Source organism: Vogesella mureinivorans (assembly GCF_007644035.1).
Taxonomy (GTDB): Bacteria; Pseudomonadota; Gammaproteobacteria; order Burkholderiales; family Chromobacteriaceae; genus Vogesella; species Vogesella mureinivorans.
Genome location: NZ_VMTV02000134.1, coordinates 296,908 through 315,104, shown reverse-complemented (window position 1 = coordinate 315,104; position 18,197 = coordinate 296,908). Strand labels below are relative to the sequence as shown.

Genomic DNA, 18,197 nt, shown 5'->3' with positions numbered 1-18,197 from the left:
CCGTCACAAATAAACAGTAGGTTGGCCGCACAGGCCAAGAATCAGACATTGTACGGCGCTTTAGCGGCCAGCCCCAAGCCACGGCGGCCACGCATGAAAAAACCGGGCACAGGGCCCGGTTTGTCAGAACAATGCCGCAAGGCTTAGTTCTTGGATTGGTCTACCAGTTTGTTCTTGGCGATCCAAGGCATCATGGCGCGCAGCTCGGCACCGACTTTTTCGATCGGGTGATCGGCATTCAGGCGGCGGCGGGCAGTCATGCTCGGGTAGTTGGTCTTGCCTTCCAGGATGAACATCTTGGCGTATTCACCGGACTGGATGCGGTACAGCGCCTTTTTCATGGCTTCCTTGGTGGCGGAGGTCACCACTTCCGGGCCAGTCACGTACTCGCCATACTCCGCGTTATTGGAGATGGAGTAGTTCATGTTGGCGATACCGCCTTCGTACATCAGGTCCACGATCAGTTTCAGTTCGTGCAGACATTCGAAGTAGGCCATTTCCGGGGCGTAACCGGCTTCGGTCAGGGTTTCGAAACCGGCTTTTACCAGCTCTACGGCACCGCCGCACAGTACGGCTTGTTCGCCGAACAGGTCGGTTTCGGTTTCTTCACGGAAGTTGGTTTCGATCACGCCGCCTTTGGTGCCGCCGTTGGCTGCAGCATAGGACAGGGCGATGTCACGGGCTTTGCCGGATTTGTCCTGGTACACAGCGATCAGGGTTGGTACACCACCACCCTTCACGTACTCGGAACGCACGGTGTGGCCCGGGCCTTTCGGGGCAACCATGATCACGTCCAGGTCGTCGCGCGGCACGATCTGGTTGTAGTGCACGTTGAAACCGTGGGCAAACGCCAGGGCTGCGCCCTGTTTGATGTTGGCCGCGATTTCCTTGTAGTACACGTCCGGCTGCGATTCGTCCGGCAGCAGGATCATCACCACGTCGGCCGCTTTCACGGCTTCGGCAACTTCTTTTACCTGGTGACCGGCTGCTTCAGCTTTTTTCCACGATGCGCCATCTTTGCGCAGGCCGACGATCACGTTCACGCCGGATTCTTTCAGGTTCTGGGCGTGGGCGTGGCCTTGCGAGCCGTAACCGATGATGGCGACCTGCTTGCCTTTGATGATGGAGAGGTCAGCGTCTTTGTCGTAGAAAACTTTCATTTTATGTCCCTAGTTGTTCTCGGGCAGCGGGTAGCCGCCCTGGTGATATCAGATCTTCAGAATACGTTCGCCGCGACCAATTCCGGATGCACCGGTACGCACCGTTTCCAGGATCACTGAACGGTCGATCGCCTCGATAAAGGCGTTGAGCTTGTCGCTGGTACCAGTGAGCTCGATGGTGTAGGTCTTTTCCGTCACGTCGATGATGCGGCCGCGGAAGATATCAGCCATGCGCTTCATTTCTTCACGGTCCTTGCCATTGGCACGGACCTTGATCAGCATCATCTCGCGTTCGATATGGTCGGACTCGTTGAGGTCAATCACCTTGACCACCTCGATCAGCTTGTTGAGCTGCTTGGTGATCTGCTCGATGACTTCGTCGGACCCGTGGGTCACGATAGTCATGCGCGACAGTGTCGGGTCTTCGGTAGTCGACACGGTCAGCGAATCGATATTGTATGCGCGCGCGGAAAAAAGTCCCACTACTCGTGACAGGGCGCCCGCTTCGTTTTCCAGCAAAATAGAAAGAATATGTCGCATGCTGCTAGGCCTTAACACATGTTGCCGTAGTCACGGTTGTTCTCGAACGGGGCAATCTGCAGGTCGCGCATGTGCGGCGGCAGATCCATCTGGTCCAGACCTTTGCCGTTCTGGATCATCGGGAACACGTTTTCGGACTGGTCGGTACGGAAATCCAGGAATACCAGGCGCTCTTTCAGCGCCGGGCTGAACGCTTCGCGCAGCACCGGCTCTACGTCAGCCGGGTTTTCCACCTTGATACCCACGTGGCCGTAGGCTTCGGCAATCTTCACGAAGTCCGGCAGCGCATCCATGTAAGACTCGGAATAGCGGGTGCCGTAGAAGAACTCCTGCCACTGGCGCACCATGCCCAGGTAGCGGTTGTTCAGCGCAATCACCTTCACCGGGGTGTGGTACTGCTTGGCGGTGGACAGCTCCTGGATATTCATCTGGATGGAGCCTTCACCGGTAATGCACGCTACTTGTGCATCCGGGTTGGCCAGCTGCGCGCCAATGGCGGCGGGCAAGCCAAAGCCCATGGTGCCCAGGCCACCGGAGTTCAGCCACTGTTTCGGGCGCTTGAACGGGTAGTACTGCGCGGCCCACATCTGGTGCTGGCCCACGTCGGAGGTGATGATGGCATCGCCGCCGGTAATTTCGTACAGCTTCTGCACCACGTACTGCGGCTTGATGAACTCGTTAGACGGGGTGTACAGCAGGCTGTTGTAGCTGCGCCATTCTTCGATCTGCTTCCACCAGTTGGCCAGGTTTTGCGGTGGCACTTGCTGGCCGGTTTGCTTGAGCAGGTCGATCATGTCGCGCAGCACGTGTTTCACATCGCCCACGATAGGCACGTCTACCTTCACGCGTTTGGCGATGGAGGACGGGTCTACGTCGATGTGCACAATCTTTTTCGGCTGCGACAGGAAGTGCGACGGCACGCTGATCACGCGGTCGTCAAAACGCGCGCCCACGGCAATCAGCACATCACAGTACTGCATGGCCATATTGGCTTCGTAGGTGCCGTGCATGCCCAGCATGCCCAGGAACTGCTGATCCTGTCCCGGATAGGCGCCCAGGCCCATCAGGGTGTTGGTACATGGCACACCCAGCATTTTCACCAGCTCGGTGACTTCGGCCGAGGCATTGCCCTGCACCGCACCGCCGCCCACGTAAATGTACGGGCGCTTGGCTTCGGCCAGCAGGTTCACGGCCTTTTTGATCTGGCCAGGGTGGCCACGCGTTACCGGCACGTAGGAGCGGATGCTCACGCTTTCCGGGTAGTGGAACTCGGCCAGGCGCTGGGTCACGTCTTTCGGGATGTCTACTACCACCGGGCCGGGGCGGCCGGAGGCGGCAATGTAGAACGCCTTCTTGATGGTGGCAGCCAGCTCGTTAATGTCTTTCACCAGGAAGTTGTGCTTCACGCACGGGCGGGTAATGCCCACCATGTCCACTTCCTGGAAAGCATCCATGCCGATGGCCGGTGTGGACACCTGGCCCGAAATCACCACCATGGGGATGGAATCCATGTACGCCGTGGCAATGCCGGTTACGGCATTGGTCGCGCCAGGGCCGGATGTCACCAGGGCGACACCTACCTTGTTGCTGGAACGCGAGTACGCGTCGGCCGCGTGCACAGCCGCCTGTTCGTGGCGCACCAGTACGTGTTTGAACTGCTGCTGCCGGAAAATAGCATCATATATCTCAAGGACCGCGCCGCCGGGGTAGCCGAAAACGAATTCGACTCCTTCTTCCTGCAAGCTGCGAACCAGGATCTCCGCGCCCGATATCTGCATCTTTGCCTCTTCTTAATTCAGGTATTAATTTTTTGTCCCGTGATGAACGAACTTAGCCGAAGCACCAAAGTCGGTCAAGCGCTTTTGTGCAGGTGCAAAAAAAGGGCAAACACCAGCAAAAACAGCCACTTTTATGGGGGTAGGCGGCACACGGGGGCTTTGGTAAGATGCTGAGTTGGCCGCAAGGCTTTCCCCCCTGCCACTCCCTATCATCATGACCCGCTCTGCAGACTTTCCCGGCCTGACGCGCCGCCTGGCCAGCCTGATGTACGAATCCCTGCTTATTGGCACCCTGTGGCTGCTAGCTGCGGCCGCCTTCACGCCGATTCTGGCCCTGGGCAACCATGCCCCGCTGCTGGAATGGCTGTACCGCCTGTTTGTGGCGGGCGTGTTCTTTGGCTACTTTGGCTATTGCTGGGTAAAAGGCGGGCAAACGCTGGCCATGAAGCCGTGGCGGCTGAAAGTGGCCATGCCCGATGGCCGCCCGCTATCGTGGCAGCAAGCCGGTATACGCTTTGCTGTAGCGCTGGTGCTGTTTGTCGGCGTGCCGGTGCTGTCGTACATCACCTGGCTACCCTCGCTGGGCTCGCCCAAGCTGGCGCTGTGGGCAGCGCTGGCGTGGTGGCTGCTGCCGCTGCTGTGGGTGTTCATGGATAACGACAAACAATTCCTGCACGACCGCCTGGCCGGTACGCGCATTTTCCTGCTCGCCAAGGGCGAACGCGCCTGAGCCTGCCACGGCAATAAAAAAACCGCCCGAAGGCGGTTTTTTATTGCACGCAAACGTTGCGGCCAACTAGCGGCTAGCCGGCTGGTAGCCCGTCCGCAGCTGGCCGGCGGGCTGCTGCCACTGCCAGTGTGCCTTCCACGCGCCCACCACCAGGTTCGGGTACTCGGCGCGGCCCAGGCTGCCGTTGTAGCGGCCCAGCGCACGAAACAGATTACCGCGCTCGATATCCAGGTAATGCCGCAAAATGGTGCAGCCGTAGCGCAGGTTGGTGGTGAGGTCGAACAGGTTATGCCCGCTGGCCCCGATACTGCGCACCCAGAACGGCATTACCTGCATCAGCCCGCGCGCGCCCACCGGCGAAATGGCGTACTTCTTGAAGCCGCTTTCCACCTGGATCAGCCCCAGCACCATTTGCGGGTCGAGCCCGGCGCGGGTGGCTTCGTAGTGAATCGCCGTCAGCAGGCGCTCGCGCGTCCATGGGTCGGGAATACGCTTTTCCAGCCGGCGCGACATCTCGGCCAGCCACAGCGGGCCCTCACGCGGGTCTTCAAACACCAGCCTTGGCGCGTTCACATCGGCAATGCTGCGCGACATGGCGCTGGCCACGTTGGCCGCCAGCGCCTCCTCGCGCTGCGCACCCGCCCACGCCGGGGCCGCCACCAGGGCAGCCAGCAACAGGGGCAGGGCAAAGCGCAGCGGGGTCATGGCCGCAATCAGGCCAGCTTGGCCAGTACGTGTGCCAGGATGGCGTCCGGCGCTACCGCTGTCGATTCGCTATCGCGGCGGTGCTGGTACTCCACCTTGCCTTCTTTCAGGCCGCGGTCGCCAATGGTCACGCGGTGCGGTGCACCGATCAGCTCCCAGTCGGCAAACATCGCGCCCGGGCGCTCGCCACGGTCGTCGATGATCACATCCACGCCCTGTGCCTGCAGGCCGGCGTACAGCGCGTCGGCGGCCGCTTTCACGCCTTCGGAGCGGTCGTAGCCTACCGGGCAGATCACCACGGCAAACGGCGCGATGGCGTCTGGCCAGATCATGCCCTTGTCGTCGAAGTTCTGCTCGATGGCCGCGCCCAGGATGCGGCTCACGCCGATACCGTAGCAGCCCATTTCAAAGTGCTTCGGCTTACCGTCTTCGTCCAGGAAGGTGGCGTTCATGGCCTGGGAATACTTGGTGCCCAGGTAGAACACGTGGCCCACCTCGATACCACGCTGAATCGCCAGCGCGCCCTTGCCGCACGGCGACGGGTCGCCCACCACCACATTGCGGATGTCGGCCACTTCCGGCTCGGCGCAATCGCGCACGAAGTTGGCACCGGTGTAGTGGTAGTGGTCTTCGTTGGCACCAATCACAAAATCAGCCATCAGCGCCACGGTGCGGTCGGCTACCACGCGGCCTTTGAAGCCTACCGGGCCCAGCGAGCCAGGGTTGGCGCCAAACGCGTCCTTGATCAGCGCCGGGCTGGCCATGGTCAGCGGCTTTTTGATGCCGGCTACTTTTTCGGCCTTCACTTCGTTCAGCTCGTGGTCGCCGCGTACCAGCATCAGTACCGCCTCGCCCTCTTCGCCTTCCACCACTACCGCTTTCACGGTGCGGGTGATGTCCACGTTCAGGAAGCTCACCAGGTCGGCAATGGTTTTCACGCCTGGCGTGTGTACCTTGGCCAGCTCGGCGGCAGCAGCAGCGCGCTCACCCGCCGGGGCCAGCGCTTCGGCCAGCTCGATGTTGGCCGCGTAGTCGCTGTCCGGGCAGTACACGATGGCGTCTTCGCCGGTTTCGGCAATCACCTGGAACTCGTGCGAACGGTCGCCACCAATGGCGCCGGTATCGGCTGCCACGGCGCGGTAGGTCAGGCCCAGGCGGTCGAAAATGCGGCAGTAGGCGGCAAACATATTGTCGTAGCTCTTGCCGGCGTCGTCGGCAGTGCGGTCAAACGAGTACGCATCTTTCATGGTGAACTCGCGGCCACGCATCACGCCAAAGCGCGGGCGGCGCTCGTCGCGGAACTTGGTCTGGATCTGGTAGAAGTTTTTCGGCAGCGCGCGGTAGCTGCGCAGCTCGGCGCGGGCGATGTCGGTAATCACTTCTTCGGACGTCGGCTGAATCACGAAGTCACGGTCGTGGCGGTCTTTAAAGCGCAGCAGCTCGGCGCCCATGCCGTCGAAACGGCCGGTTTCCTGCCACAGGCCGGCCGGCTGCACGATAGGCATCACCAGCTCGATGGCACCCGCGCGGTTCATCTCTTCGCGCACGATGTTTTCTACCTTTTTCAGGCTGCGCAGGCCCATCGGCATCCAGTTGTACACACCGGCGGCAACCTTGCGGATAAAACCGGCGCGCAGCATCAGCTTCTGGCTAACGATATCCGCATCGGCGGGGGCTTCTTTCTGGGTAGAGATGAAAAACTGCGAGGCACGCATGAGCGGGTTCCTTGGAAATTCTGCGAAATGGGGTTGATTGTAGCGGGTAGCAGCGGGCGGGGGGAAGGTTGGCCGCAACGGGGCGGCCAAGTTGTGGCTTAGACCACGCCGGTCAGGCGGTTGATCCCCAGCTGCAGAACTGGGTCACGTTTGGCTGCATCCAGTAGCCTTTTTTCTGTTTTCAAAATTTTCTGAATATTTTTATTATCAATTAAATGATCAGCATATCCTTTAGTGACAAAATCTGAAACTATAAATTCTATCAACTCCCACAACTGACAATCATTGATTTTATCTTTCACATCCAGATTAATTAACCACTCCTTTATACTTCCCTCTGAAGTACTATTTATTGCATTACAAGCATGTAGAAAATAGCCACCAGCCAACATCCTTGACAAATCGGACTCTTCACCAATCTTAGAAATTACAAATCTCTTTTCATGGTAAAAATCAGGCGGTATAAAATCATCAAGAACTAATCTATATACCAGATCATCCAAATTACCACATTCTAACCATTTTTCCACAGCATCTACCGGACCCGATGACCACCCCAATGGATAGCGATAATCTTTTGCAACTATCTCAGTAAAAACCCTTAGTACATTACTAAGTTCAATCCCATAAAAGTACTTCTCACCATCAGAAAGATGTTTTTGAAACGCATAACTCCACGCCAAGATGAAATCTTTACTCGAAGCATGCTGAAAAACTACACTCCATCCATTGGATAGATCTTCCATCAGATTTTGGACTCTCGGCAGCTCGATACTCTGCAGATAAGACTCCAATTCATCGACATTTTTTATCTTGGCGAATGCTTCAAGCTCCTGCCTGGACACCTCTCCCTCATCACGACTTCTGGCTAGGTATGCCCTGATGTAATGACCCAGCCCTTTCTGCCTGCAGGGTTCCTCCTCTTCGATACAATATAGGTCAGCAATTTGCTACCCATGGTACGGTAGCCATGCGCCCTAGCATTTTCCTGTTTTTCTGAAAAGACAAAGCCCGTAAAGAAATGTATAGCATCCAACACCTCTGGATGGTGAGCGTGTTTTTTGAGGGTATATTCAAACCTTTCTCTTACCCACGCCAGACGTGTAGAAGGCGTTTCTTCTCCAGATAGCGAATGTGCAGGGTTTAATTGGCAGTACTCATGCGAGAAAAATATTGCACGCGCTAGTTCATTATAAACACCCATGTCAAAATGACGTACCGCTTCCAGAAAAAGATAATCAAGCGCATCCATCTCCATACCATCCTGCACACCCAAGCGATAATCAAGTAGTGCTGCGGATAGGCGCTTGACACTTCTGGGCACTGGCAAAAATGCTTCCACAATTCTTGACACACCATGATAGTCAATACCACCAGGCAAATCAGTTAGATATTGGGCAATAACTTTCTTGTTATAAGCAAGCTTCTGCTTAGCATGCGGACGAGGCAATGAATAAGAGTACTGAATAATCTTTTCCAGATACGCTTCCCCCCTGCCTTCATGCACTTGATCAAGCGCAGATGCCACGATAGCGCGGTCGTAGGCGATGACGTAAACGATATTGGGCAGATCGGCCACCGCCTTGATGACGCGGAACAGCTCGACAATCTCGCGCGCTGGCAGGCGGTCTAGATCGTCGATGAAGACAATGGTTTTGAAACTGAGTGCCGACAACGTGGCGGCAGCATCTTCTCGCAACTTGCGGAATGACTCCGGCTTGCTACCACCACCGAAAGCCTGACCCACGCCTTCGGCGACTTTGCCAGCCGTTTGTAGCATCGGTTCGGTTGCCGTCTGCATCAGCTTGCCGACTCGCCCAGCAAAGGCGGCCAGCTTGCTGAAGCTGTCAAACAGCTTCTGACCGTCACCACGTGTCCAGTCGATCTGCCCCAATAGCTCATCAAAGAAATGACGCAACAATTGATCGGAGCCTTCAAACCACCACGGGTTGAAGTCGACGATGGTTGGCCGCGTATCGTCAGTAGGAAACGCCGCTTTCAGGCAGTTGATGAAGCTGGACTTGCCCTCGCCCCATTCGCCTTCGATGCCGATGACAAAACTGGCTTTGTCCGGAATCTGTTTCTGGATTAATGCGGCCAACCTTTTTGCGTGTGGCGCAAAGCCCAGCAGATCTTCTTCGGCGTTGGCGGGGGCGTCGGTCAGTAGCTGGGGCGAATCAGTAGCGATATCGGTCATGGCGGTTTACCTGTGGGGCAGGCGCACAGTATGCCATGCGGCTGCCGCAGGATTGGCCGTGCCCTGCGGCCAACCATCCCCACCGGCCCTGTGGCCAACCCTCGCCAGGCACCTGCCGCCCATACCACTAGCACACCAGAAACCATACCAATAAAAGCCACCCTGCCAGCTCTGTCTGGCTGCCTGGCCTCATGCGACTGAACACGTGTTAGCAATAAGCCAACAAGGCATGACATACCATTTTTATGAATATAGATGGCTTAAAAATGCTGCCAAATAGCGAAGTACCAAATAATAACCCACGTTATCAAATGGGCTGTTTTTAGCAGAATGGTATCGATACCAGTGCCGTTTTGTTGCATTTTTGATGTAGCTGCACTGCAACATTTAACAAAGGTTTTACATTGGTATTGCTCTGGTATTTTTCTGGTATTAGATTGAAATGGCAGACACACCAAGGCCATACAAGAACCGCCCAGTGTGGCTGCCAACAAGAGACCGGTAGCCGAATGCTGCCAAAGGAACGCCAGCCGTGACACACGCAGGCCGGCCGCCACCACAACACAACCCGAACGAGAGTCCGAGCATGAAACTGAAATCTATCGCCAGCGCCACGCTGCTGGCCGTTGGCCTGACTACCTCTTTTAGCGCCCTGGCCGCCGACAAACCGGTGATCGAGGTGTGGACCATGAGCCTGTCGCCCAAATTCGACGGCTACTTCAAAGACCTGGTGGGCAAGTACAACGCGCAGAACCCTGGCGTAGAGGTGAAGTGGACGGACTACCCGTGGGATGTGATTCAGGCCAAGTTCACTGCCGCGGTAGGCGCCGGCAAACCGCCGGCACTGGTGAACCTGAACGTGCCCTGGGCGTATGACTACAAGCAGGATGGCCTGATCCAGCCGGTGGACGCCATCATCAACAAGACACAGTTTGTGAAAGGCGCGCTGGCTGACGTGACCTTTGAAGGCAAGACCTACGCCTTCCCGCACTACAACGGCGCCAACGTGATTGCCTACAACAAAGACATCTTTGCCCGCGCCGGCCTGAAGGCTGCGCCAAAGACGTTTGACGAGCAGCTGTCGTTCTCCAAGGCCATCAAGGCTAAAACCGGTGTAGCAGGCTTTGCCCCGACGCTGGGCCCCACCAAGATTGAAGGCTTCTTTATCCAGAACGGCCTGGACGTGGTGAAAGGCGGCAAGGCGGTATTCAACAGCCCGGCACACGTGGCGATGATGAAAAAGCTGGCCGATGCCTACAAGGCTGGCGCGCTGCTGAAAGACAACCTGTTTGCCCAGGATAACTTCCAGGTGCAGATGCAGGCTTACAACGCCGGCAAGATGGCCATGCTGGTTTCCACCCCTACCTCGCTGACCCGTATCCGTGACGAAGCACCGGTGCTGTACAAGGCCACTGCCGTAGCGGCCGCCCCGGTAGGCCCGACCGGCATTGCGTCCGGCGGCTGGATGTTCAACTTTGCCGTGGCAAAGAACGTGGACAAGGCACTGCTGCCGGAGGTGGGCAAGTTTGCCAACTACCTGACTAACGACGCCAACCAGCTGGCGTTCTCCAAGCTGGCCGGCACCCTGCCTACCAGCGGCAAGGCGGCCAAAGACCCGCACTTCCAGACCGTAGCGGCCCCGGGCGGCGCGGTAGAGCAGGCGGTAGCGGTAGCGGCCTCCAGCCTGGATAGCACCCGCACCATTTTCCTGTCTGGCGTGAAAGACCCGGAAGTGCTGTCGAACAAGCTGGCAGCCGCAGTAGAGCAAGCCGTCACCGGCCGCAAAGACCCGAAAGCGGCACTGGATGAAGCCGTGGCTTTCTGGAACAGCAAACTGTAATTCGCGTGTGATTGCCTGGCTGTTACCCCGGTAACGGCACTTCACACCCGCCCTGCCTGTGCCCCGGCGCAGGCAGGGTTGGCCGGGCTTTGCCTGCGGCCAAGGGGGCTATGGATCACGTTTGCAAAGTGCGGTGAGTATGACTTCCAGAAAAAATACGCTGCAGGCCTGGCTGTTTCTTGGCCCGGCACTGCTGCTGTTAATGGCGTTTTCGTTTTGGCCGGTGGGCTTTGGCTCTTACCTGGCGTTTACGCAATACAACCTGATCGACGCCCCGGTGTGGGTGGGTCTGGATAACTTTCGCGAGCTGTTCGCCGACGAACTGTTTATCAGCGCGCTGAAAAACTCGGCGCTGTACCTGCTGGTGGTGCCTGCCATCCAGGTGCTAGCCCTTTTGCTGGCGGTGCTGGTGAACAACCAGCTGCCGGGTATCAAGTTTTACCGCGCGGCGTACTACCTGCCGGTGGTCACCACGGTGTCGGTCATCGGGGTGATCTGGAACTTCATGTACACCGACGACGGCGCGCTGAATGCGGTGCTGCGCTGGCTGCACGTGATCAACGAGCCCATAGGCTGGCTCAGCGACGACCGCATTGCGCTGTTTTCGGTGATGTTTGTCACCATCTGGCGCGGCCTGGGCTGGTACATGGTGCTGTACCTGGCCGGCCTGCAGAGCGTGCCGCAAGACGTGTACGAAGCGGCGGTGCTGGACGGTGCCAATGCCTGGCAGCGCTTCTGGAAAATTACCGTGCCGCTGCTGATGCCCACCATCCTGCTGTGCTCGGTGATGTCCATGTTGGCCGCAGTGAAGTGCTTTGAGGAGGTGCAGATCATGACCAAGGGTGGCCCGATGCAGTCTACCTATACGGCACTGTTCTACGCCTACGAGTTCGGTATCAAGTCGCTGAACTTTGGCCGGGCACTGGCTGCCAGCCTGGTGATGTCGGTGTTCTGCGTGGCGCTGGCCTGGCTGAACTTCCGCTACCTGCAACCGCGCAAGAAATGAGGCAAGCCATGGAAAAAACCCTGCCCATGCCGCGGGCTGCCACGGCAAAGAAAATCAATATGAACAAGCTGGCCAACCGCACGCTGCACTACCTGGTGCTGACCCTGCTGGCGGTGATTACCGTGTACCCGTTCTGGTGGACGCTGGTGACGGCACTGTCTACCAGCGGCGATGTGTTTACCTACCCACCGCGCATGTGGCCGGAAAACCCGGGCCTGGACAACTTTGTGGAGGTGTTCCAGACCATTGATGTGATCGCGTTCTACAAGAACTCCATCATCATTTCGGTACTCACCGTGGCCGGTACGCTGGTTGTGTGCAGCATGGCGGCCTACCCGCTGGCGCGCATGCAGTTCCCCGGCCGCAATATCGTGTTTGGCGCCATTCTGGCCACCATGATCCTGCCGTCGGAGGTGAACTTCCTGGTGAACTTCATCACCGTGTCCAAGCTGGGCATGGGTGACACCTATACCGGCGTGGTGCTGCCGGGCCTGGCGGGCGCGGTGGGCATTTTCCTGATGAAGCAAGCCTTTGAGGCAGTGCCAAACGACCTGGTAGACGCCGCCCGCGTAGACGGCGCCACCGAGTGGCAAATCTTCTGGCACATCATGCTGCCGCTGGCGCGCCCGGCGCTGGCCGCCCTCACCATCCTGACCCTGGTGGCGGCGTGGAACCAGTACATCTGGCCGTCCATCGTGATGGCCAGCCCGGACAAATTCCCGCTGTCGGTGGGCGTGCTGTACCTGTCTGGTGCCTTCAGTTTCAAGATTCGCGTGGTGGCCGCCGGTGCGGTGCTGACCGTGCTGCCCATCCTGATGGTGTTTCTGTTTACCCAGCGCTACTTCCTGCGCGGCTTTGACGGAGCAGTGAAATGAGCCAAGACCTGAACCGCCTGGCCGGCCGTGCCCTGATGGTAGATGTGGCCGGCACCACGCTGAGCGACACCGAAAAAACCTTTCTGCGCGATAACCATATCCGCGCCATCTGCCTGTTCCGCCGCAATGTGCAGGATGCCGCCCAAACCCGTGCGCTGGTACAGCAGCTGCGCGAAGCCTGCGGCGACGACGTGCTGATCGGCATTGATCAGGAAGGCGGCGCCGTGATGCGCACGCTGTTCCTGCCGCAAGCACCGTCGGCCATGGCGCTGGGCGCAGTGGGCGACGAGGCGCTGGCGCACGACGTGGGCGCGGCGCTGGCGCGTGGCCTGGCCTCGCTGGGCATCAACCTGAACTACGGCCCGGTGCTGGACCTGAACAACAACCCGCAAAACCCGGTGATTGGCGAGCGCAGCTTTGGCGAGCACCCGGAAAGCGCGGTGAGGTTGGCCGCAGCGTGGATGCGCGGCCACCAGCAGGAAAACATTGCCTGCTGCGTGAAGCACTTCCCCGGCCACGGCGACACCCACACCGACTCGCACCTGGACCTGCCGGTGGTAGACAAAAGCCGCGCCGCGCTGGACGACTACGAGCTGGCGCCGTTCCGCGCCCTGCTGCCGCACAGCGCCTCGCTGATGAGCGCGCACATCCTGTTTCCGCAGCTGGACGACGCCTGGCCCGCCACGCTGTCGCCCGCCATCCTGGGCACCCTGCTGCGCCAGCAATGGGGCTACCAGGGCGTGGCCATTACCGACGGCATGAACATGAAAGCCATCCGCGAACGCTGGGGCCAGGCCGCCGGTACCGCGCAGGCGCTGCGCGCTGGCGCCGACCTGTCGCTGGTGCTGCAGTTTGTCGATGAAATGGCCGCCAGCCGCCAGGCAGTAGTAGACGCCGTACACGACGGCAGCCTGGGCACGGCGCGCCTGGCCGAGGCCGAGCAGCGCGTTAACGCCCTGGTAGCACGCCACCCCAGCCGCACCCGCAGCTACAGCCCGGCACAAGAAGCCGCCGACGTGGCGCTGTTTGCCAGCGCCTGGCGCCGCGCGCTCACCGCCCACGGCCAGCCGCTGCGGCCAACATCGCGCCAGCTGCGCCTGGTCCTGCAGCAGCAGGCACCGTCCGACGGTGTCTCCGAGGCCGGGCTGTCGGCCGACACGCTGATTGGCGTGCTGCGCCAGCACTTCGACCTGGACGTGGTGACCTTTGCCAGCCGCCAGGCGCTGGACTGGGCCACGCTGCCGCAGGATGGCCGCTACACCGTACTGGCATCGACTACCCGCGAACGCTACGGCGCGCGCGAGGCCGCCAGCTGGCAGCCCGACCTGCACCTGGCGCTGTGGAACCCCTACGCCGCCGCCGACCTGAACGCCCCCGCCCTGCTGACCTACGGTTTTGCCGACGCTGCCCTGCACGCGGTAGCCGACTGGCTGCTGGGCACGCTGGACGCCACCGGCCGCATGCCGGCCCGCCTGGCCTGAGCCGCACCAAGGAAAAGAACATGGCTGAACTGAAACTGAAGCAAATCAAGAAAACCTACGACGAAGGCCCCACCGTGATTCACGGCGTGGATCTGGATATCCGCGATGGCGAATTCATGGTGTTTGTCGGCCCGTCCGGCTGTGGCAAGTCCACCATGATGCGCATGATTGCCGGCCTGGAAGACATCAGCGCGGGCGAAGTGTGGATAGGCGACACGCTGGCCAACGACGTGCCGCCAGCCAAACGCGGCGTGGCCATGGTGTTCCAGAGCTACGCGCTGTACCCGCACATGACCGTGCGCGAAAACATGGCTTTCGGCCTGAAGCTGGCCGGCAAAAGCAAGCAGGAAATCAACGAGGCCGTCACCCGCGCGTCCGACATCCTGCAAATCGGCCACCTGCTGGAGCGCAAACCCAAGGCGCTATCCGGCGGCCAGCGCCAGCGCGTAGCCATTGGCCGCGCCATTGTGCGCAAACCCGATGTATTCCTGTTTGACGAACCGCTCTCCAACCTGGACGCCGCGCTGCGCGTACAGATGCGCATCGAGCTGACCCGCCTGCACCAGGACCTGGGCAGCACCATGATCTACGTGACGCACGACCAGGTAGAAGCCATGACCATGGGCGACCGCATCGCCGTGTTCAACGCTGGCCGCATCGAGCAGGTCGGCACGCCGCTGGCGCTGTACCAGCACCCGGCCAACCTGTTTGTGGCGGGCTTTCTGGGCAGCCCCAAGATGAACTTCCTGCCGGTAAGCGCCAGCATTTTTGGCCACAGCACCAGCATCCGGCTGCCAGGCGGCGAGCTGCTCACCCTGCCGGGCGCCCGCGCCGAAGGCGAGCTGACGCTGGGCATTCGCGCCGAGCACCTGCGCTTTGCCGAGCACGGCGTACCGGTGACGGTAGAGCTGGTAGAGCACCTGGGCGATGTGCAGATCGTGTACGCCCGTGCCGCCGGCCAAAGCGAACCACTGGCCGTGAAGCTGGGCAGTGACAGCACGGCCCCGGCTAGCGGCAGCCGCGCCTGGCTGGCCATTGATACCGCGCAGTGTCATTTGTTTGGCCCGGACGGCCAGGCCATACGCCGCACAGAACACACGTTTTAACGGGCGAAAAATCACGCTCAACAAAAGAATGCCATGTCACGCCCACCTTGAATGACATAGGCATTGAGCAGGCAGCACCAACACAGCAAACGGAGAATTTCACATGCAACGCAAAACCCTGGCACTGATCATCGCCTCGCTCACCGCTACCCCGGCTTTTGCCGATGGCTGGACCGATATTTTCAAACTCAGCGGCTCGGCCGAAGCCAACTACATCGTGACCGACAACGGCAAAACCACCAGCAGCGAGCTGGACCGTGCCCTGCTGCTGAATATTGACGCCAGCAAGGAAATCGCCGGCGGCAACAAACTGGGCGCGCGTATCTCGCAAAAGATCGCCACCGGTGAAACCGTAGAGAACAAAGTGGGTATCGGCAGCCGCGAAGCGTATGTCACCCTGTCTGGCGACTTTGGTACCGTGAAGGCCGGCCGCGCCTTCATCAACAGCTACCTCACCCTGGACTGGCCATTTGGCCAAGTCGGCTTCTGGCCTGTCGCCGAAGGCGGTGCCGGCAAAGTCACCAGCAAGGTGTACCTGCCGAACACCCTGAGCTACCAGTCGCCCGCGCTGGGCAACTTCAGCTTTAGCGCACAGCACGGCTGGGGCAACGAGAAACACAACAAAGACAGCGTATACGACCTGGCCGGTACCCTGGCCCTGGGTAAAGCCACGCTGTACGCCGGTGTACTGGGCGGCAAACCTGCCACCAAAACCAAGGAATCCAAGGCGGATCTGGGTACCGGCGTCGTTACTGAAACCACTACCGTGACCAACGACACCGAAAACAGCCAGCAATACCTGGCTGCCTCGGTAGGCGTCAGCGACGACCTGACCCTGCGCGCCATGGTGCAGTCCTACAAACAGGAAAAAGCCGGCAAGCAAACCAACAAAGGCAGCGAAACCTCGCTGGGCCTGACCTACACCATGGGCAAGGCCGGCTATATCAAGGCGGCTTACATGAACCAGAACAACACCGGCGTGGCAGACGACTACAGCCGCGTTGCCGTGCAGTACGGCCGTGATATCGGCGGTGGCGCCGAGTGGTACGCCCGCCTGACCAAGGTGGCCCCGAAAGCCAGCGGCGCAAAAGACACCAACCAGTTCCTGACTGGTGTGTGGATCGGTTTCTAAACCAGACCGATTGGTAGTACCCGGGCGCAAGCCCGGTTTTCAGGGCGGGTAAGGTAGAATCCTGCCTTGCCAACCTCTGGAGAGGTCATGCAGAGCTTGGCCGTTGCCTGTAGCGCCTTGCGCAGATATACCGGCAACGGCACTTTTTTGCTTCGCCATTACTTTGCCCGGCACCCCGGACACCAACCGCAGGCACGCCAGGCCTCCTAGCCAAGACTGACTTCACCATGCTTTACGGATTTGACATCGGTGGTACCAAAATCGCGTTCGGCGCCTTCGACGGCACGCTCAGCCGCGTACGCCAGCACCGCTTTGCTACCCCCAAAGATTACGCCACCCTGCTGGACGAGCTGTGCCATACCGTGCGGCAGGCCGACAGTGAGCTTGGCTGCCAGGGCAGCGTGGGGCTGGGGATCCCCGGCATTATCGACAGCATCAGCGGCAGCCTGCTGACGGCCAACGTACCCGCGGCCAATGGCCGCCGCCTGCAGGAAGACCTGCAAGAACGCCTGGGCCGCCCGGTGTATATCGATAACGACGCCAACTGCTTTGCACTGTCCGAAGCCATGGATGCGGCCAACCAGCATCTGGCCTCGGTGCTGGGCGTGATCCTGGGTACCGGCGTGGGTGCCGGCATGATTTTTCGCGGCCAGATCCACAACGGCCTGAACCACGTGGCCGGCGAGCTGGGCCACATGCGCCTGCCTATCGATGCGCTACAGGCTTTTGGTGGCGACTTGCCGGTGTTTTCCTGCGGCTGCGGCCAACGTGGCTGCATAGACAACTACCTGTCCGGCCGCGGCTTCGAGCAGCTGTTTTTTCACCGTTTCAGCGAAAGGTTGGCCGCACAGGACATCATCCAGCGCTACCGTGAGGGCCACCCGGCGACGGTGGTGTTTGTGGAGCAGTTCTTCGAGCTGACCGCCTGCTGCTTTGCCGGCTACCTGGCCATACTGGACCCGGCGCTGGTGGTGCTGGGCGGCGGGCTATCCAACTTTGACGAGCTATACCGCGAGCTGCCCAAGCGCCTGCCGCGCTATATGCTGAAATTTGCCCGCGTGCCGCGCATCGAAAAAGCCCGCCACGGCGACGCCGGCGGCGTACGCGGCGCAGCGTTCCTGCCCTTGGGTAGGCAGGCGGCGACTAACGCGGTGTAGCAGGCTGGCAACGGGCGAGTGCCCGCTGCAGCTTGGCGGCAAACGCCGCCGGCTGTTGTGCCATAAAGCGGTGTGACAGATACAAGCCCAATGGTTTGTCCTGCGCCAGCACCGAGCGCACCTTGCCTGCCGCCCCGCGCTGCGCCAGCAGCTTGTCCATGGCCAGGTTGGCCGCCAGTACCGCATCGGCACGGCCGGCCAGCAGCACATCCAGCATCTGGTCGTGCTCGGGCGGCGACACGGTGACTTGATAATGTTGTTCCTGCAGCCAGTGCAGCATATTCGAGCCGGCATACGCCCCCACGCGCGCGTACTCGCGAAACCCTGGCGCCAGCGGGTCCAGGCGGCTATCGCGGCGCAGATACCAGCGCCACTGCTGCGGCGCAACCGGGCCAAACCATTGCGATAGCCCGTCGCGCTCGGCATTGCGCGACGCGGGAAAGTAACCGTCGCCCTCGCCGTTTTCCACACGGCGCTGCGCCCGCGCCCAGGCGGCAAAACGTATCTCTGCCGGCAGGCTCAGGCGGCCAAATGCACAGCGTACGGTGTCCAGCGCCAGCCCGGCCTGGCTGCCGCCCGCCAGCTGCATGGCGTAGGGGGCTTGCTCTTGCGTCAGCAAGTGCAGCGGTTGGGCGGCCTGCACCCAGCCCGCCCAGCAGCAGCCCGTTAACCATAGCAGCCCTCTACGCATACCCCGCCTCTTCACTGGTGATTGATCTCACTGCTCGCTAGCGCACCGGGTTTGTGTCAATCTGGCCAGTGCACGGCAGCCCTT

General features: G+C 60.0%; 16 protein-coding genes. 8 read left to right on the top strand and 8 right to left on the bottom strand.

Annotation, left to right across the window (positions count from 1 at the left end; genetic code table 11):
- Positions 1-143: 143 nt before the first annotated feature.
- The 3 genes from ilvC to ilvB are packed head-to-tail and all read right to left on the bottom strand — an operon-like array spanning position 144 to position 3,478.
- On the bottom strand, positions 144-1,160 hold the full coding sequence (gene ilvC / locus FLQ44_RS04640) for a ketol-acid reductoisomerase (RefSeq protein WP_147693282.1): 1,017 nt from the start codon (positions 1,158-1,160) through the stop codon (positions 144-146).
- Between the two features lie 48 nt (positions 1,161-1,208).
- On the bottom strand, positions 1,209-1,700 hold the full coding sequence (ilvN, locus tag FLQ44_RS04635) for an acetolactate synthase small subunit (protein ID WP_147686159.1): 492 nt from the start codon (positions 1,698-1,700) through the stop codon (positions 1,209-1,211).
- An 11-nt stretch (positions 1,701-1,711) separates the two neighbouring features.
- Complete coding sequence (ilvB, locus tag FLQ44_RS04630) at positions 1,712-3,478, bottom strand: biosynthetic-type acetolactate synthase large subunit (RefSeq protein ID WP_147693281.1); 1,767 nt, start codon at positions 3,476-3,478, stop codon at positions 1,712-1,714.
- A 214-nt stretch (positions 3,479-3,692) separates the two neighbouring features.
- Between ilvB and FLQ44_RS04625 the strand changes: the two genes are divergently transcribed.
- Positions 3,693-4,208: an RDD family protein gene (locus FLQ44_RS04625; protein WP_147693280.1), complete on the top strand. Its 516-nt coding sequence runs from the start codon at positions 3,693-3,695 to the stop codon at positions 4,206-4,208.
- A gap of 66 nt (positions 4,209-4,274) precedes the next feature.
- Here the strand turns inward: FLQ44_RS04625 and FLQ44_RS04620 are convergent, their stop codons facing one another.
- From FLQ44_RS04620 to FLQ44_RS04605, 4 genes are all read right to left on the bottom strand, one after another.
- Entirely contained in the window at positions 4,275-4,913 is a 639-nt protein-coding gene (locus FLQ44_RS04620; protein WP_147693279.1) for a lytic transglycosylase domain-containing protein, read from the bottom strand.
- Positions 4,914-4,921: 8 nt separating this feature from the next.
- The gene (locus FLQ44_RS04615; protein ID WP_147693278.1) at positions 4,922-6,628 is read right to left on the bottom strand and encodes a proline--tRNA ligase; all 1,707 of its coding nucleotides are present in this window, start codon (positions 6,626-6,628) and stop codon (positions 4,922-4,924) included.
- A 98-nt stretch (positions 6,629-6,726) separates the two neighbouring features.
- Positions 6,727-7,473: a hypothetical protein gene (locus tag FLQ44_RS04610; RefSeq protein WP_147693277.1), complete on the bottom strand. Its 747-nt coding sequence runs from the start codon at positions 7,471-7,473 to the stop codon at positions 6,727-6,729.
- A gap of 23 nt (positions 7,474-7,496) precedes the next feature.
- Complete coding sequence (locus tag FLQ44_RS04605) at positions 7,497-8,825, bottom strand: KAP family P-loop NTPase fold protein (protein WP_147693276.1); 1,329 nt, start codon at positions 8,823-8,825, stop codon at positions 7,497-7,499.
- Between the two features lie 586 nt (positions 8,826-9,411).
- Here FLQ44_RS04605 and FLQ44_RS04600 point away from each other — a divergent pair.
- The 7 genes from FLQ44_RS04600 to nagK all read left to right on the top strand — a co-directional run bounded on the left by FLQ44_RS04600 (position 9,412) and on the right by nagK (position 17,422).
- A complete protein-coding gene (locus tag FLQ44_RS04600) occupies positions 9,412-10,665 on the top strand; it encodes an ABC transporter substrate-binding protein (RefSeq protein ID WP_147693275.1) in 1,254 nt (417 codons plus the stop codon).
- A 139-nt stretch (positions 10,666-10,804) separates the two neighbouring features.
- Positions 10,805-11,671 carry a carbohydrate ABC transporter permease gene (locus FLQ44_RS04595; RefSeq protein ID WP_147693274.1) on the top strand — a complete coding sequence of 289 codons (867 nt, stop codon included), beginning with the start codon at positions 10,805-10,807 and terminating at the stop codon, positions 11,669-11,671.
- An 8-nt stretch (positions 11,672-11,679) separates the two neighbouring features.
- Positions 11,680-12,546, top strand: a complete 867-nt coding sequence (locus tag FLQ44_RS04590; RefSeq protein WP_147693273.1) for a carbohydrate ABC transporter permease — start codon at positions 11,680-11,682, stop codon at positions 12,544-12,546.
- Positions 12,543-14,027 carry a beta-N-acetylhexosaminidase gene (gene nagZ, locus FLQ44_RS04585; protein WP_147693272.1) on the top strand — a complete coding sequence of 495 codons (1,485 nt, stop codon included), beginning with the start codon at positions 12,543-12,545 and terminating at the stop codon, positions 14,025-14,027. The genes FLQ44_RS04590 and nagZ overlap by 4 nt, the downstream gene beginning before the upstream one ends.
- Before the next feature lie 20 nt (positions 14,028-14,047).
- Positions 14,048-15,133: an ABC transporter ATP-binding protein gene (locus FLQ44_RS04580; RefSeq protein WP_147693271.1), complete on the top strand. Its 1,086-nt coding sequence runs from the start codon at positions 14,048-14,050 to the stop codon at positions 15,131-15,133.
- Between the two features lie 103 nt (positions 15,134-15,236).
- Positions 15,237-16,265: a porin gene (locus FLQ44_RS04575; protein WP_147693270.1), complete on the top strand. Its 1,029-nt coding sequence runs from the start codon at positions 15,237-15,239 to the stop codon at positions 16,263-16,265.
- Positions 16,266-16,492: 227 nt separating this feature from the next.
- Complete coding sequence (gene nagK, locus FLQ44_RS04570; RefSeq protein WP_147693269.1) at positions 16,493-17,422, top strand: N-acetylglucosamine kinase; 930 nt, start codon at positions 16,493-16,495, stop codon at positions 17,420-17,422.
- Here nagK and FLQ44_RS04565 read toward each other — a convergent pair.
- Entirely contained in the window at positions 17,409-18,065 is a 657-nt protein-coding gene (locus tag FLQ44_RS04565; RefSeq protein ID WP_170252790.1) for a substrate-binding periplasmic protein, read from the bottom strand. The genes nagK and FLQ44_RS04565 overlap by 14 nt on opposite strands.
- Positions 18,066-18,197: the final 132 nt, after the last annotated feature.